Source organism: Pectobacterium hainanensis (genome assembly GCF_046237015.1).
Taxonomy (GTDB): Bacteria; Pseudomonadota; Gammaproteobacteria; order Enterobacterales; family Enterobacteriaceae; genus JBJYIN01.
Genome location: NZ_JBJYIN010000001.1, coordinates 312451 through 328152, shown reverse-complemented (window position 1 = coordinate 328152; position 15702 = coordinate 312451). Strand labels below are relative to the sequence as shown.

Genomic DNA, 15702 nt, shown 5'->3' with positions numbered 1-15702 from the left:
AATCAGTTTGAACGTATCTGCTCTGCTGCGGTGGGGCGGGTGAGTTCTGGCTGTAATAAAACGGTGTGGATATCGATCTGCACACAATAAATAGCAACGTTACAGAGGATACAAAGATGACTCGTCGCGCCATCGGGGTAAGTGAACGACCACCCTTGCTACAAACCATCCCGCTGAGCTTCCAACATTTGTTCGCGATGTTTGGTGCCACCGTTTTGGTACCGATCCTGTTTAAGATCAACCCGGCGACCGTTCTGCTATTCAATGGGGTGGGGACGCTGCTCTATCTGTTTATCTGTAAAGGTAAGATTCCTGCCTATCTGGGATCCAGTTTTGCCTTCATTTCACCGGTGCTACTGCTGTTGCCATTGGGCTATGAGGTCGCGCTGGGTGGCTTTATCATGTGTGGTGTGCTGTTTTGTCTGGTCGCGTTGATTGTTAAAAAAGCAGGAACGGGCTGGCTGGATGTCTTATTCCCTCCCGCTGCGATGGGCGCCATTGTCGCGGTAATCGGTCTTGAACTAGCGGGGGTGGCTGCTGGCATGGCTGGGTTACTCCCTGCCGACGGTACGGCGATGGATACGACGGCGGTCACGATTTCACTGTCCACATTGATTGTGACAATTCTTGGCTCGGTGCTCTTTCGCGGTTTTTTAGCCATTATTCCAATTTTGATTGGCGTACTGGCTGGGTATGCACTGTCGTTTGCGATGGGCGTCGTAGATTTTACCCCGATTAGTGATGCGCACTGGTTTGCGCTGCCAACGTTTTACACACCGCGTTTTGAGTGGTTTGCTATTTTGACGATCCTGCCTGCTGCGCTGGTGGTGATTGCTGAACACGTTGGTCATTTGGTGGTAACGGCAAATATCGTCAAGAAAGATTTAATGCGTGAACCGGGGTTACATCGCTCCATGTTCGCCAACGGTATTTCTACCGTTTTGTCGGGCTTTTTCGGTTCAACGCCGAATACCACTTACGGTGAAAATATCGGCGTTCTGGCAATTACCAAGGTATACAGCACCTGGGTGATTGGCGGCGCGGCCATTCTTGCTATTCTGCTTTCCTGTGTGGGTAAATTGGCGGCGGCGATTCAGGCTGTTCCAGTGCCGGTTATGGGGGGCGTGTCATTGCTGCTGTATGGCGTGATTGGCGCATCCGGTATTCGTGTGTTGATTGAATCTAAAGTCGATTACAACAAAGCGCAGAACCTGATTTTGACTTCCGTGATCCTGATTATTGGCGTCAGTGGTGCTAAAGTTCATCTGGGTGCGACAGAACTGAAAGGCATGGCGCTGGCTACCGTGGTCGGTATTGGTATGAGTCTGTTATTCAAAGTGATTAGCCTGTTTCGCAAAGAAGAAGAGATTCTTGATGCGTCCGATGTTGAAGAAACCATCAAGTCCTAAAGGGATTTTTACTCACGATTTATTCTGACGATTGGTTTTGTCTCATCCTGTTGAGGGACGCATGTTTGATGCCTTCAACAGGGCTGAGTTTCTGTGATAAACTCGGGCGGTTTCCAGCCTGTCTTGCTTGAGGTGATTCTGAACACACCGGCACAGCTTTCATTGCCACTTTATTTACCGGATGACGAAACGTTTGCCAGTTTCTATCCGGGAGAGAACGCATCGCTTCTTGCCGCTATCATCAACGCGCTGCATCAGGAACATGGAAGTTATATTTATTTCTGGTCGCGGGAAGGCGGGGGGCGTAGCCATTTGTTGCACGCCGCCTGCGCGGATTTATCCCGTCATGGGCAGGCCGTTGGCTATGTACCGTTGGATAAGCGAGCGTATTTTGTGCCGGAAGTGCTTGATGGCATGGAGCAACTCGCGCTGGTATGTATCGATAATATTGAGTCGATTGCTGGCGATGAAGCTTGGGAAATGGCCATTTTTAATCTTTATAACCGTATTCAGGAAATTGGCCGCGCCCGTTTGCTGATTACTGGCGATCGTCCTCCCCGTCAGTTAAACCTTCACCTCCCTGATCTCTCTTCTCGTCTGGATTGGGGGCAAATTTATAAACTACAGCCACTATCCGATGAAGAGAAAGGTGAAGCATTGCAACTGCGAGCAAAGCTACGAGGTTTTGAATTGCCGGAAGATGTCAGTCGCTTTTTGCTTAAACGCCTTGATCGTGAAATGCGTACGCTGTTTATGACGTTGGATCAGCTCGACCATGCCTCTATTACTGCTCAGCGCAAACTCACCATTCCCTTTGTAAAAGAGATCCTCGGGCTATAGCGCGAAGATCCTGATTATTCACCGACTCATCCGTATTACGTTTTCCTCCTCCTGCTGCTACGCAACAGGAGGAAACGTTTTACAGTATCTCCAGAACTTGCTCTGGCGGACGCCCCAAACGAGCTTGCTGTCCGGCCACGACGATGGGTCGTTCAATCAGCTTGGGGTTATCAACCATGGCTTGAATCAACTCTGATTCCGTTAATGACGTATTGGCCAGATTTAACTGTTGGTAAATCTCTTCTTTCTTGCGCATCAGGTCGCGAGCGCTCTTCATACCAAGCTGTTTTAGCAGACGAGTCAGCGTACTGGCATCGGGCGGAGTATCTAAATACAGTACGATGTCAGGCTTGATGTCATGCTGCTGTAGTAGCGTTAATGTTTCCCTGCTTTTTGAACAGCGAGGGTTATGGTAGATCGTTACGTGTTGAGTCATTGTCAGTCATTCTCCCCTATTTGTCTGGCGTCAGGATTTCTGGTATTGACGGAAACGCTGTTGAAGCTGGCGTAACTGATCGATACGCGCATCGTAGCGAGCCTGTTCCAGGCTGCCCAGTTTGACTAATGAACTGGCATTACTGAGGAGTCGAATAGCTTGATCAAGCTGACCGGTTAATGCCAGACCTTCTGCCCGGGCCGATAACTCTTCCGCGCGTAACCCTTGTGCGGCAGAGGCCTGCGCCAGCAGATCCCAACCATTGGGATCCTCTGGATGTGCGAACGTATAGCGATAGAGTATTCTACTGGCAGCCGCGGGCTGTTTTCCCTCAACATATGAATTAGCTAAATTGAGTTGAAGGACCGGGTTGCTTTGAACGCCTGCCAGATTTTGTAGCCGGGAGACGGCCTGCGTCGCTCTGTTTTGCCCCAGATCGATATCTGTCATCAAATCCAGAAACCATGGGCTATCCGGCGTCTTACTTAAAAGCGGCTGTAAGATATTGCGAGCTTCATCGTATTTTTTTGCCTGGTATAGACGGATAGCCTGCCCGTATTGCGCGGCTAACTGTTCGCGAACGTTCCCTTTTGCCAAATTGTTCAACAAATCATCGCTGAGTGGCCTATCTGGTGAGCCATACATGCCAAACGTTCGCACTTTAGCAAATAGGAAATCTTGTGACGATTGGACGGGGGTTGAACGCATTTGATTCGCACGGTTGCGTGCATCCGCCAAACGGCTTTCTGGTAAGGGGTGGGTCAGGAGCATTTCTGGTGGCTTCGACGCATAGCGTGATTGATCGGCCAATTTTTGCATAAAATTAGGCATCGCTTGTGGATCAAACCCTGCGCGTTGTAGCACCTGAATACCAATCCGATCCGCTTCCTGCTCGTTAGCCTGGGTAAAGGTGATCATTCCCTGTTGTGCCCCAGCGATGGTGCCGCTTAATGCCGCCATTCCCAACTGAGGATTAGCCATTGCCAGAAGGATGGAGCCGAGTGCGCCGACCCAAGTTAACGGTGCGCTACGCTGCTGTGATTCCATCGTTCGAGCCAAGTGGCGTTGTGTCACGTGCGAAATTTCATGCGCCAGAACGGAAGCCAGCTCACTTTCATTATCCGCATAGCGGAATAGGGCAGAGTGCAGTACCACGTTTCCGCCAAAAAAAGCGAAGGCGTTGATATCATCATTGCGAATCAGGAAAAAATGGAACGGTGTTCGTACGGAATCGGCTCGTTTTACCAGGCGATTTCCCAACTGATTAATGTAATTGGACAATAAAGGATCGTTAATCAGCGGTGCGCCAGCCCGTAGCTGGCGGACATAAAAATCACCCATCGCCAGTTCCTGATTAATACTCAGCGTACCGCCAGCAGTGGTGCCGATATCGGGTAATCTATCCTGAATTTCGGCCTGTGCAGAAAATGGGGATGTGGTGAGTAGCACCCCTATCAGAGAGGCAATGACCGCTTTTCGTAACCGGCTAGACATAACGAAAATAACCTTATCAACAGCCAACATTAAAGAATCTACTGACCATCTTAGCCAGCCGAGGCCCACAAAGAAATATTATGATAGGAAAATGATGGGAAAAATGAGGTAGAGAAGACAAGGTGCTGGCACGATAAAGAGGAAACCAGCACCCGTCAATCGGGGCTGGTTAAGGGGATCAGCGATATGTCAGTGTGTTTTCAGATAATCAAGAACGATATCATGGTGATTACTGGTCTTGAAATCATCAAAGACCTTCTCCACCTTGCCGTTTTCATCAATTAAAAAGCTAATGCGGTGAATACCGTCATAGGTTTTCCCCATGAATGTTTTTTCACCCCATACGCCAAATCCTTCTGAAACTTCATGGTTTTCATCAGATAACAGTGTGAAGTTTAATAGCTCTTTTTCGGCAAAACGAGAGAGCTTTTCTGGTTTGTCCGTACTGATACCCAACACTTCAACTCCATGTTTTTTCAGATCATCCATGTTGTCACGCAATCCGCATGCTTGCACGGTACATCCCGGCGTCATGGCTTTAGGGTAGAAATACACCAACACTTTCTGTCCCTGGAAGTCGGTTAAATTTACTTGTTCGCCGTCCTGGTCGGGCAAGCTAAATTTTGGCGCAATATCTCCGGCTTTCAGTGTATTCATCACTACTCTCCGTCTTTCTCTTCATGCTGTGGATAGTTCACGACGCTAATACTGCCTTGTGCGTGCAGTTCTGTACATAGCTGATAGAAGGCTGGTTCAATAATTGTCTCATCCAGCATGGCAGGACTGTGCGCGGTGATTTGAATATATAATTGTGGTGGTTTATCACCTTCTGTGCTTTGCGTTTTGGAAACCAGTTCGGCAATGTTCATTTGATGAGAGTCGAACAAATCGGTGAAACGTTCAATGATGTGGGGAGAATCAGCAACATCGACTTTTACCCACACGGTGGAGGGCATTGGTGGTCTGGCTTGAGACTCGGTACGCTTCATCACAATCAGCAAATCCATTTCTGCTCCTTTTAACGGCAGGGTGGATTCGATTAGCGTAATCGCATTCCAACTCCCGGAAAGGAGCATGATGAAGGTGAATTCTTTGCCCAGCATGGCGAGACGACTATCTTCGATATTACAGCCACAACTGCTGACGTGACGGGTAATGGCGTTAACAATCCCGGGGCGATCGACACCAAGGGCAGTGATAACCAGATAGTGTTCTTGTGAGCTCGACAAAATGGCGCTTCCTGTCTTTCTTCATGAAAGTAATATGGTAAACATAAAAAATTGCCGGGAGCAATTTTTAACGTCGCCTGCGACGGCCCGAAGGGTGATGGGCAGGAAGCCCATCATCAAAAAGTCGGGAGCAATTTTTAACGCTGTTTGTGGCTCGTAGCGCTAAAAATCCAGAAGAATTTTTAATTCTGGGCACAGCGTTATAAAAAAACGTGTACCAGATGCTTACAAGGCCCTTGTGTGCTTGCTTTTGCATAGAAGTCAAAAGTACCATGAAGCACTTGTTTGTGGAGGGGATGGCCAATGTTTACGGGAAGTATTGTTGCGCTGGTTACACCGATGGACGCTAAAGGCGCCGTCGATCGTGCGAGTCTGAAAAAACTGATTGATTATCATGTCGCTAGCGGTACATCAGCGATTGTCTCTGTCGGAACGACAGGTGAGTCTGCCACGTTGAGCCATGATGAACATGGTGATGTGGTGATGATGACGCTGGAACTGAGCGATGGCCGTATTCCGGTGATTGCCGGCACGGGCGCGAATGCTACCGCAGAAGGCATTTCACTAACCAAACGTTTTCATGGTACGGGCGTCGTGGGTTGCCTGACGGTCACGCCGTACTATAATCGTCCGACTCAGGAAGGGCTGTATCAGCACTTTAAAGCGATTGCTGAACATACTGACCTGCCGCAGATTCTGTATAATGTGCCTTCCCGTACCGGTTGCGATATGCTGCCGGAAACCGTTGCCCGTTTGTCCGAAATAAAAAATATTATTGCTGTCAAAGAGGCAACAGGGAACTTAAGTCGGGTGAGTCAGATCCAAGAGCTGGTGAGTGATGACTTCATTCTGTTGAGCGGTGATGACGCCAGCGGTCTGGACTTCATGCAGCTTGGTGGTAAAGGCGTGATTTCTGTTACGGCGAACATTGCGGCCCGTGAAATGGCTGAACTTTGTAAATTGGCAGCGCAGGGCAATTTTGTGGAAGCGCGCCGTTTAAATCAGCGCTTGATGCCGTTACATCAAAAATTATTTGTTGAACCCAATCCAATCCCGGTTAAATGGGCCTGTAAGGAATTGGGACTCATGGCGACCGATACGCTTCGTCTGCCGATGACACCATTAACTGACTCTGGTCAGGCGGTGATGGCTCGCGCATTGAAGCAAGCGGGTTTGCTGTAACCGTTAGGGAGATTTAATGACGTATTCATTACAAAAGTCGATGGTGGCAAAAGTCGTTGGCATCTCATTAGTGATGCTGCTGGCGGCATGCTCCAGCGATCAGCGCTATAAGCGTCAGGTAAGTGGTGATGAATCTTATCTGAAAACGCCAGCGCAGCATGCGCTGAATGCGCCAACCGGTGTTATTTTACCGATACAGAACGGTGATTATGATATACCGCCGGCTACGCTGAATGGTGCTGTAGGTAAAGCGCTGGATATTCGTCCTCCGTTGCAGCCATTGGCTTTGTTGAATGGTTCCCGTACCCAGATTTCGGGCAGTACAGCAACGCTGTTGTTAGAGAATAGCGCAAAAAATCGTCAGCTTTGGTCTCAGGTTGTTCGTGTCGTTCAGGATAAGGGGTTCACGATCGCCAGTCGGCAGGATGCGTCTCAAACGCTGACGACAGATTGGGTGACGTGGCAGCGCCAGGATGAAGATGTTCAGTATCAGGGGCGTTACCAGATTGCCGTTCAACCACAAGGCTATCAGATTGCTGTTGTGGTGAGTCTGTTGGCGCTGCAACAACAGACCAACCCGGTTGATGACCCTGTCCAACTCCAGCGTTACGCTGGGATGATGTTGAACACCCTCAGTGAAGAGTTGGATAATCAGGCCACGGCGCGTGAAAACGCATTGGCAAACCGTACCAGTGGTTCTCTGGATGTACAGAGTGGTTCTGATGATACCGGCTTACCACTGTTGGTCATTCGTGGCCCTTATTCTGTGGTATGGGATCGTTTGCCTACGGCACTGGATAACATTGGCATGAAGGTGAACGATCGCAGCCGCCCTCAGGGATCGGTGTCCGTAACCTACAAGTCCCCAAGCAGTGGTACCTGGGATAATTTAGGTGCGAAAGATCCTGAATTGCCGAATGGTGATTACAAATTGCAGGTCGGCGATCTTGATAACCGTAGCAGTTTGCAATTTATTGATTCTAAAGGGCATACGCTAAGCCAATCGCAGAACGATGCGCTGGTGGCCGTGCTTCAGGCGGCGTTCAATAAGTAACTCGCAAGGGTCGGATTATCCGGCCCTTCTTCATTTTATTCATCAACTGATACCTCAACTAATGGTGGAGTAATTAAAGATGCAAAAGGTCGCTGAGTTGTATCGTGGGAAGGCAAAAACTGTCTATACCACCGAAGATCCTGACCTACTGGTGCTGGAGTTTCGTAATGATACGTCAGCCGGGGATGGTGCTCGCATTGAGCAGTTTGATCGTAAAGGAATGGTCAATAACAAATTTAACCATTTCATCATGAGCAAACTGGAAGAAGCCGGGATCCCGACACAAATGGTAAGCCTGCTTTCTGATACCGAAGTGCTGGTCAAAAAACTGGACATGGTGCCGGTAGAATGTGTGGTACGTAACCGTGCCGCAGGATCGCTGGTAAAACGTCTGGGTGTCGAAGAAGGTATTGAACTGAATCCGCCGCTGTTTGATTTGTTCCTGAAAAATGATGCGATGCATGATCCTATGGTGAACGAATCATACTGTAAGACGTTCGGCTGGGTGAGCGATGCGAATCTGGCTCGTATGAAGGAATTGAGCTACAAGGCAAACGATGTGCTGAGCAAGCTGTTTGGTGATGCCGGTTTGATTCTGGTCGATTTCAAACTGGAGTTCGGCTTATTCAAAGGTGAAGTTGTGCTGGGCGATGAATTCTCTCCGGACGGTAGCCGCCTGTGGGATAAAGCTACGCTGAATAAAATGGATAAGGATCGTTTCCGCCAGAGTCTTGGTGGTCTGATTGAAGCGTATGAAGAAGTCGCTCACCGTATCGGTGTTAAACTCGACTAAGTACGCAATCGTTTACGTTCAGGTTGTTGGAAGCGGCTTTTCTTCTGGCAACCTGCTTTTTCTTCTTTAATCTTTTCGTTCGCTTCTGTCTCTCTTTCTCATTAGTGCTATCATCTCGCGTTGGCTAACGCTAAAAATCAATTTTTTGCTTCATGGGCAAGGACTTTTCATGGCCTATTTTGATCCGACATTATTAATCTTACTGGTGTTGGCCGGGTTGGGCATTATCAGCCACAACATGACGGTCACACTGGCGATCCTCGTTTTACTGGCAGTACGGATTACTCCGTTAAATCACTATTTCCCCTGGGTGGAAAAATATGGTCTAAGCATCGGTATTGTCATTCTGACGATCGGTGTGATGGCGCCCATTGCCAGTGGAAAAATCAGTGCCAGTGAGGTGATGCATTCGTTTCTGCACTGGAAATCACTCTTGGCGATTTTAATCGGTGTGGCCGTGTCTTGGCTGGGAGGGCGAGGTGTTTCTTTAATGAGCAACCAGCCTTCTGTTGTGGCCGGGTTACTGGTTGGTACAGTGATGGGGGTGGCGCTGTTTCGCGGGGTACCCGTCGGGCCGCTCATTGCCGCTGGATTACTATCTTTGCTCATTGGTAAGACCTGATTCTTCCCATGAGAACCCGGCTTTCAGACTTTTTACACCAGCAGTCCCTGCACGTTCGCTACGGTGTGCGGCGTTTGTTGGTGTTGAGTGGTGATGCTGCTTGGACTGAAAAACAGGCATTATTGCTGACGGCATGTACGGGAAATGACTGGTTATGGGTCAGTGAACATGCGCCGCAGGGCGTAACGGCGCTAGTTGCCAGTCATGTTCGTACACGGCTTGGGCAAGAACTTAAGCACGTGGCGTTTGATGCGCGTCACGGGCTGGATGTTGAAGCGCTGGCGATGTTGTCAGGTACGCTTCTGGCGGGGAGCTGGTTATTGCTGTTGGTTCCACCGTGGCAGGATTGGCCCGCTTTACCGGACAGTGACAGCCTGCGCTGGAGCGATAGGCCGAATCCTATCGCTACACCGCGTTTTATTCAGCACTTTCAACGTCATTTGCTTGCAGATGAAGATGTGGTGATTTGGCAACAGGGGCTACCGCTAACCATCAACCCGCTATCTCCCCGCGTAGACTGGAAACCTGCCTCTGGTGAGCCCACGGTTCAGCAACAGCATATTCTGGCGCAATTGTATGCCGCCAGACAGGGCGTCTATGTGATTACCGCCTCTCGTGGGCGTGGCAAATCGGCAGTGGCTGGCATGCTGACGCAACGTTGCTCCGGGCCTTGTTGGATAACAGCCCCCTCCCGCTCAGCAACGGATGTATTACAATACCATGCTCGTCATGATGTGCGATTTTGGGCACCAGATGCGTTGCTGGCGTATTGTCGCCTCAACCCATTACCTCCAGTCGATTGGTTATTAATTGACGAAGCCGCCTCGATTCCTTCTCCTGTTTTGCATGCCTTGCTTGCGTATTTTCCCCGAATTTTGATGACAACAACGGTAATGGGCTATGAAGGCACAGGGCGTGGCTTTTTATTAAAATTTTGTGCCACGTTGCCGCAGTGGCAGGCCTTTACTTTAGATGAGCCTTTACGCTGGGCTAATCACGATCCGTTGGAGCGCATTGTCGATCAGGCACTGTTATTCGATGAGTACAGGCACGATGGGCAAGTGCAACCGAGTGGTAAAAGTGGTCAGAGCGTTCAATTATCATGCTGGGATATCAGAGAAGAACACCCTGATGACTGGTTGTGCCATCCGCAACGTATGCAGCAATGCTACGCACTGCTATGTAGCGCACACTACCGAACCTCACCGCTCGATCTTCGACGTTTGCTGGATGCACCCGGTATGCATGTCTACAGTGCGAGCGTGAAAAATAACGTAAAGCATGAGGTTGATGGTGTGCTATGGATGGTAGATGAGGGAGGATTATCTGCTGAATTGGCGCATGCCGTGTGGGCCGGAAAACGTCGTCCGCGGGGGAATTTAGTCGCCCAGTCGTTAGCTGCACACGGTGGGATAACCTATGCGCCGATGTTGTTGGCACGTCGTATCAGTCGTATTGCCATATCGGCTTCACAGCGTCGTCAAGGTATTGGCCATATGCTGATTGAAGCACAAAAACGTGTGGCGCAGTCTCAAGGGTTGGATTACTTGTCCGTGAGCTTTGGCTACCAGCCTGATCTGTGGTCGTTTTGGCAAGCCTGTGATTTTAAGCTGGTTCGTATCGGTAGCCATCTTGAAGCCAGTAGTGGTTGTTACAGCGCAATGGCGTTGTTTCCGCTAAGCGAAGCCGGACAACAGTTAGTTGAACACAGTATGAACGTGTTTGAACGGGACTGGTTTTGGTTACGCCGTCTCATTCCAATCGATTTACCTTTGGCACCCGATGAAAATACATTGCTAAACGATGACGATTGGCGAGCGTTGTCAGGCTTTGCGTTTGCCCATCGGCCAATGGAATCTTGCTATGCCGCGCTGTGCCGATTAATTTCGCATTCCCAGCAGGCATTGCCAGCGCTGCGTTTATTGATTGAACAGCCGCTTAATAGCGAAATGTCAGCCGCCTCGCTCGGCCTGTCGGGGAAAAAAGCGTTGCTAAGGCAATGGCGCGAGGAAACCGCCACTGCATTGAGCGAACATAATGCGCTTGCCTGCCTACAGTGGCGTAATTGGGTATCAACGGGAGCGTTCTCCTGAGAGTAAAAAATAACCACTTGGAGTACTTAGTGTTTTTTGGATCGAATGATAAATCTGCTGGGAGCAGATTTGAGCGTTGCTTGCAGCGGTCCTAACGAGACGAGGCTCATGAATGACATAGCCAACGCTTATGTAACTTGAAGTATGACGGGCATAAGCTATTTAGTTTTGCTCATTGGAACGCTTTTGATAAAAATGAGGCGTTGTTCTGATGATTGGAGTGAATATATGACTAACAAAGTGTTAGTGGCTATATTGGAAATATGACATTACAACACATTATGAGCCATAATTTACATTTCAACGCCATAATCAAAATAAATAATGTTGCACAAAATAGTGTGACAATAATCAAACCGATTAATAGAAAATGATGTTATTTACTAACTTGAATATTCATTTTTTTTGGGAAGCTGTATTATGATGAACCATTTAGAGCTACAGGCCTTACGTCAATTATTTTTTATGAGTATTGATGAAGCTGCAACCTATATCGCAAATGGGGCTGAAAGCGAAACCTGGCGTTTATGGGAAAACGACTCTCATCCGATACCTACTGAGGTTATTGATACATTGATGATGATGAATAAAAAACGGAAGCAACAGATTAATGCCATCATAGAGAAAATCAATAATCGCATCGGGAATAATACTATGCGTTTTTTCCCAGATTATGCTGACTTTCGTACCGTTTATACCGAAGGTGATTATATTGAGTGGAAAATATACCAATCTGTCGCTGCCGAACTTTACGCACACAACCTAGAACATTTATGTTAGGGATAATAGATGTCTCATTCGATTATTTTAGTTGGTCCGCGCGCATCTGGTAAAACAACCGTTGGGAAAATGTTGGCCGCTCAGCTACTTCGGCATTTTATTGATACGGACGATCTAGTACAAAAAAAAACGAATAAAACCATCGCACAAATCGTTGATGAGCAAGGCTGGGATCGTTTCCGTGAAATCGAAAGCCAGATTCTCGAAGACGTCATGTTATGTGATGCCGTGGTGGCGACAGGCGGCGGGATGGTGGTCTCGGAAAAAAAACGTCTCTGTATGAAAAATAACGGTATTGTATTTTATCTTGCCACCTCTGCCGAAACCGTAGTAGCACGACTGAAATCAAACCCGGCAGTCAGTCAGCGTCCTTCACTTACAGGTCTGTCTATTACTGAAGAGATTACGGGTATTATTAACGAGCGCGATCCGCTTTATCACGAAAGCGCACATTACGTTATTGATGCGAATAAAGAGAAAGATGAGGTATTACAACAAATTTACGCACTCTGCGTTTCTTTATAATTCCTGGTAATAGAAATAATACGATGTATGTTTTTGCTACCCCAGACTCTTTGATTGCGAGATAAATCACAAATTAACGATTTTATTGCCAGGGAGGTAATCACAGCGATCTTCAAGGTAATTTAGTGAATACCACATTATTTATCACGTGTTACACATCCGTATCTTTTTCATTGAATAAATAGAAAGGGATGTCAGGGTTTTTAGCATAAAAATTAACATCAATAACATTTATCGGGTTTGCCGATAGAAACAATCTATGAATTAATAGAAAAAAAGGAATTATTCATTTCCCGAAGGGATTGCTAGCATCAAAAAAACTTAAAAACCGGCTGTAGATCTGTAGGTTATGTCGATTGAACACGACAGGATACTAAAAGACAACGGGTATTATGCGTCAGGGCAGGGAAATGACAGGTTTTTTCACCCAGGCATTTTCTCACAAGGCTAACTATGAAAAACAAATATATACCAACCGCCTTTGGGTTATATCTCAATTATCTGGTTCATGGCATGGGCGTGATATTACTTAGCCTGAACATGCCGCATCTGGAGCAACAGTGGCACACCGACGCCGCAGGGGTGTCTGTCGTCATTTCATCGCTGGGCATTGGCAGACTGAGTCTGCTGATGTTGGCTGGGATGTTATCCGACCGTTTTGGTCGTAAACCGTTCGTGTATCTGGGAATGGTATGCTATCTCGGCTTTTTCTTTGGCATTCTCGGCTCGCAGAGCATTGCCGCTGCCTATTGTTTTGGCTTTCTCGCAGGGATGGCAAACAGCTTCCTCGATTCTGGCACCTACCCATCGTTGATGGAAGCCTTCCCCTCTTCCCCCAGCACTGCCAACATTTTAATTAAGGCCTTTGTCTCCAGTGGGCAATTCTTGCTGCCCATGATCATCAGTCTATTAGTCTGGGCAGATCTGTGGTTTGGCTGGTCGTTTATCATCGCGGCAGGCATTATGCTGCTCAACGGCATTTGTCTGTTCCGCTATCCTTTCCCGGCCCATCCGGGAAAAGTGGTGCGGGAAACCTTGGCTGCAGAAGCCCCAGTAGCACGCACCACCACACAACACGCCTGCTCGTTGGTGGATCTCACCAGTTATACGCTGTATGGCTACATCGCCATGGCAACGTTTTACCTCATCAGCCAATGGTTGGCACAATATGGCCAGTTTGTGGCAGGCATGAGTTACACCATGTCCATCAAACTGCTCAGTATTTACACCGTCGGCTCTCTGCTCTGTGTGGTGATCTCCGCCGTATTAGTGAGGAAAACCGTCAGTTCCACCTCGCTGCTGATGCTCTACACGTTTATTTCGTTCGTGGCACTGCTGGGTGTGTGCCTGTATCCCAGTCCAAACACGGTTATTGTGTTTTCATTCGTGATTGGCTTCTCCGCTGCGGGGGGCGTGCTGCAACTGGGGCTGACGCTGATGGCGGTACGGTTTCCCCATGCCAAAGGCAAAGCCACCGCGATTTACTATAGCGCCGGCAGTATCGCTACCTTCACGATCCCTCTTATCACTGCTAGGCTTTCACAAACCAGTATTGCCAGCATTATGTGGTTTGATACTGGGGTTGCCGCTGTCGGTTTCTTGCTGGCGCTGTTTATTGGCTACCGTAATCGGAAAACACGCGACAACCTTCTGACAGAGGATGAACGACACGTTGACGGTGCGCTGCGTCGTCCATCCTGATACCACGCCTCTGTGCCACTGGTCCAGAGGTGTTAAGCGCTAAAATTGCAGGGTCTGGCAGGCGCTAAAGACAAACTTTTTAAACCCCTGTGCTGCTGCTGACAGCATTTTGTCTTTACGCGTTGCCAAATAGATATAGCGCGTTGGACCGGGCTTGCGAATACGCAGAACATGCAGATCCGAGCGTGAGAGCGTGCTGATGCGCGGCATCACGGCAATGCCATAATTGACGCTGACCAACCCTGCCATCGCGGTATCTTCTTCAACGTAACACGCAATTTCCGGGATCAGCTTTTTCTGCATAAACATCTTATCGATAAACTGACTCAGCCCACTTTTCCGTGAAAAGAAGATAAATGGGTAAGCGATAGCCTCTTCCAGCGAGATATCTTCCTTCTCTTGCTGTGCCAGTGGGTGTTGGCAAGAGGTTACCAGCACCAGTTCCTGGCTTATCAGCGGCAAAAATTCTATTTCATTCTCATCCGCCACCAGCGAACAGATCGCCATATCGTATTTGTCCGCTTTCAGATCTTCCACCAACGCTGACGTGGTGCCCTGATAAAAGCAAAAACGTTTGTTGTCATTACCGGGCTGATGGACAAAACGATCGACCAGGCGTGGTACCACGGTTTCGCCCATGGTGTAGATAAACGCCAGATTGATGACATCATCCTGCTGGCTACACATCTGACGCAGAGCCAGACGACCATGTTCCAGCTCCTGCAGCGCATTGTCCACATAGGGTAAAAAAAGCTTGCCCGCATGAGTGATACGTACATTCCTGCCTGTTTTTTCAAATAACATCACACCCAGTTCTTTCTCTAATTCGGCAATGGCGTGGCTGAGCGACGGCTGAGTAATAAATAGGCTTGATGCCGCTTCGGTATAATGTTGCTTTTCAGCCAAGCGTTTAAAGTAATGGAGCTGTTTTAAATTCATGACCGGCCTCTTGGCAAGGTATCACGGCATTATTCGCACGCAGTGAGATTGGTGGATTCCTATTGCCAGCATATCTCGCTTTTACCGTTGTAACTTCCTGTCAAACAGCGCTAATGCAACATTGTTTCGGTGCCGTGCAATATAAGCGGTACACCTGTCAGTGCAACAAAAAGGTATAGAGTAACGAAATTGTTAATAAGTAAAAACATAAAGCGGACAAGAATGACATGGTGTTATGGCATATATACGCCATTCAATAAATTGAGGAAATAATACTGTTTGTCTGATCACAAAATAGCATCTCGTCGTAAATACAATGTGACGTATCCCTTTCTTTTCCAAACAAGGCTGTTGTAGGGAACTTGTGAAATAAAAACATTTCATCAACATCCAATCTATCCGTGTCATCACATTGCACAGCAATAAAGTTGGCAACTAAAACGGCATATTACGTATTTATTATTATCCGCGTTTAATATATTAAATAACGAGAATGAAAAGTATCTCGCGCAGTATCGACAATTATTTAAATACAAAAGGTCAGGAAAAACGAAAACCGCTATCCCTGGTTATGAAAAACATCAACAACAAACAGAATCATTAAC

At 47.9% G+C, this 15702-nt stretch carries 15 protein-coding genes; 10 read left to right on the top strand and 5 right to left on the bottom strand.

From position 1 onward, the window contains the following. The first annotated feature begins 116 nt into the window (after positions 1–116). On the top strand, positions 117–1409 hold the full coding sequence (gene uraA / locus ACKPVM_RS01690; protein WP_409306407.1) for a uracil permease: 1293 nt from the start codon (positions 117–119) through the stop codon (positions 1407–1409). A gap of 132 nt (positions 1410–1541) precedes the next feature. Next, positions 1542–2249 carry a DnaA inactivator Hda gene (hda, locus tag ACKPVM_RS01685; RefSeq protein ID WP_409306498.1) on the top strand — a complete coding sequence of 236 codons (708 nt, stop codon included), beginning with the start codon at positions 1542–1544 and terminating at the stop codon, positions 2247–2249. A gap of 79 nt (positions 2250–2328) precedes the next feature. Here the strand turns inward: hda and arsC are convergent, their stop codons facing one another. The 4 genes from arsC to ACKPVM_RS01665 form a co-directional block, all read right to left on the bottom strand. Next, positions 2329–2685: an arsenate reductase (glutaredoxin) gene (arsC, locus tag ACKPVM_RS01680; protein WP_409306406.1), complete on the bottom strand. Its 357-nt coding sequence runs from the start codon at positions 2683–2685 to the stop codon at positions 2329–2331. Positions 2686–2715: 30 nt separating this feature from the next. Further along, the gene (gene bepA / locus ACKPVM_RS01675) at positions 2716–4179 is read right to left on the bottom strand and encodes a beta-barrel assembly-enhancing protease (protein WP_409306405.1); all 1464 of its coding nucleotides are present in this window, start codon (positions 4177–4179) and stop codon (positions 2716–2718) included. A 189-nt stretch (positions 4180–4368) separates the two neighbouring features. Further along, entirely contained in the window at positions 4369–4836 is a 468-nt protein-coding gene (bcp, locus tag ACKPVM_RS01670) for a thioredoxin-dependent thiol peroxidase (protein WP_409306404.1), read from the bottom strand. Positions 4837–4838: 2 nt separating this feature from the next. Further along, positions 4839–5408: a glycine cleavage system transcriptional repressor gene (locus ACKPVM_RS01665; protein WP_409306403.1), complete on the bottom strand. Its 570-nt coding sequence runs from the start codon at positions 5406–5408 to the stop codon at positions 4839–4841. A 303-nt stretch (positions 5409–5711) separates the two neighbouring features. On the opposite strand from ACKPVM_RS01665, the gene dapA reads away from it, so the two are divergent. From dapA to ACKPVM_RS01625, 8 genes are all read left to right on the top strand, one after another. After that, positions 5712–6590 (top strand): 4-hydroxy-tetrahydrodipicolinate synthase, encoded by an 879-nt coding sequence (dapA, locus tag ACKPVM_RS01660; RefSeq protein WP_409306402.1) that lies wholly within the window; start codon positions 5712–5714, stop codon positions 6588–6590. A gap of 16 nt (positions 6591–6606) precedes the next feature. After that, positions 6607–7644: an outer membrane protein assembly factor BamC gene (gene bamC, locus ACKPVM_RS01655; RefSeq protein ID WP_409306401.1), complete on the top strand. Its 1038-nt coding sequence runs from the start codon at positions 6607–6609 to the stop codon at positions 7642–7644. A gap of 79 nt (positions 7645–7723) precedes the next feature. Then, complete coding sequence (purC, locus tag ACKPVM_RS01650) at positions 7724–8437, top strand: phosphoribosylaminoimidazolesuccinocarboxamide synthase (RefSeq protein WP_409306400.1); 714 nt, start codon at positions 7724–7726, stop codon at positions 8435–8437. A gap of 169 nt (positions 8438–8606) precedes the next feature. Next, positions 8607–9059, top strand: coding sequence for a DUF441 domain-containing protein (locus ACKPVM_RS01645; protein ID WP_409306399.1), 453 nt, complete (start codon positions 8607–8609; stop codon positions 9057–9059). Positions 9060–9067: 8 nt separating this feature from the next. Beyond that, positions 9068–11152, top strand: a complete 2085-nt coding sequence (locus ACKPVM_RS01640; protein WP_409306398.1) for a tRNA(Met) cytidine acetyltransferase TmcA — start codon at positions 9068–9070, stop codon at positions 11150–11152. Between the two features lie 423 nt (positions 11153–11575). Beyond that, positions 11576–11932: a YdiL family protein gene (locus ACKPVM_RS01635; protein WP_409306497.1), complete on the top strand. Its 357-nt coding sequence runs from the start codon at positions 11576–11578 to the stop codon at positions 11930–11932. Positions 11933–11941: 9 nt separating this feature from the next. Continuing rightward, positions 11942–12457, top strand: coding sequence for a shikimate kinase AroL (gene aroL, locus ACKPVM_RS01630; protein ID WP_409306397.1), 516 nt, complete (start codon positions 11942–11944; stop codon positions 12455–12457). A gap of 453 nt (positions 12458–12910) precedes the next feature. Further along, a complete protein-coding gene (locus tag ACKPVM_RS01625) occupies positions 12911–14158 on the top strand; it encodes an MFS transporter (RefSeq protein WP_409306396.1) in 1248 nt (415 codons plus the stop codon). A 39-nt stretch (positions 14159–14197) separates the two neighbouring features. On the opposite strand, the gene ACKPVM_RS01620 is transcribed toward ACKPVM_RS01625, so the two are convergent. Further along, positions 14198–15097, bottom strand: a complete 900-nt coding sequence (locus ACKPVM_RS01620) for a LysR family transcriptional regulator (protein WP_409306395.1) — start codon at positions 15095–15097, stop codon at positions 14198–14200. Positions 15098–15702 lie beyond the last annotated feature (605 nt).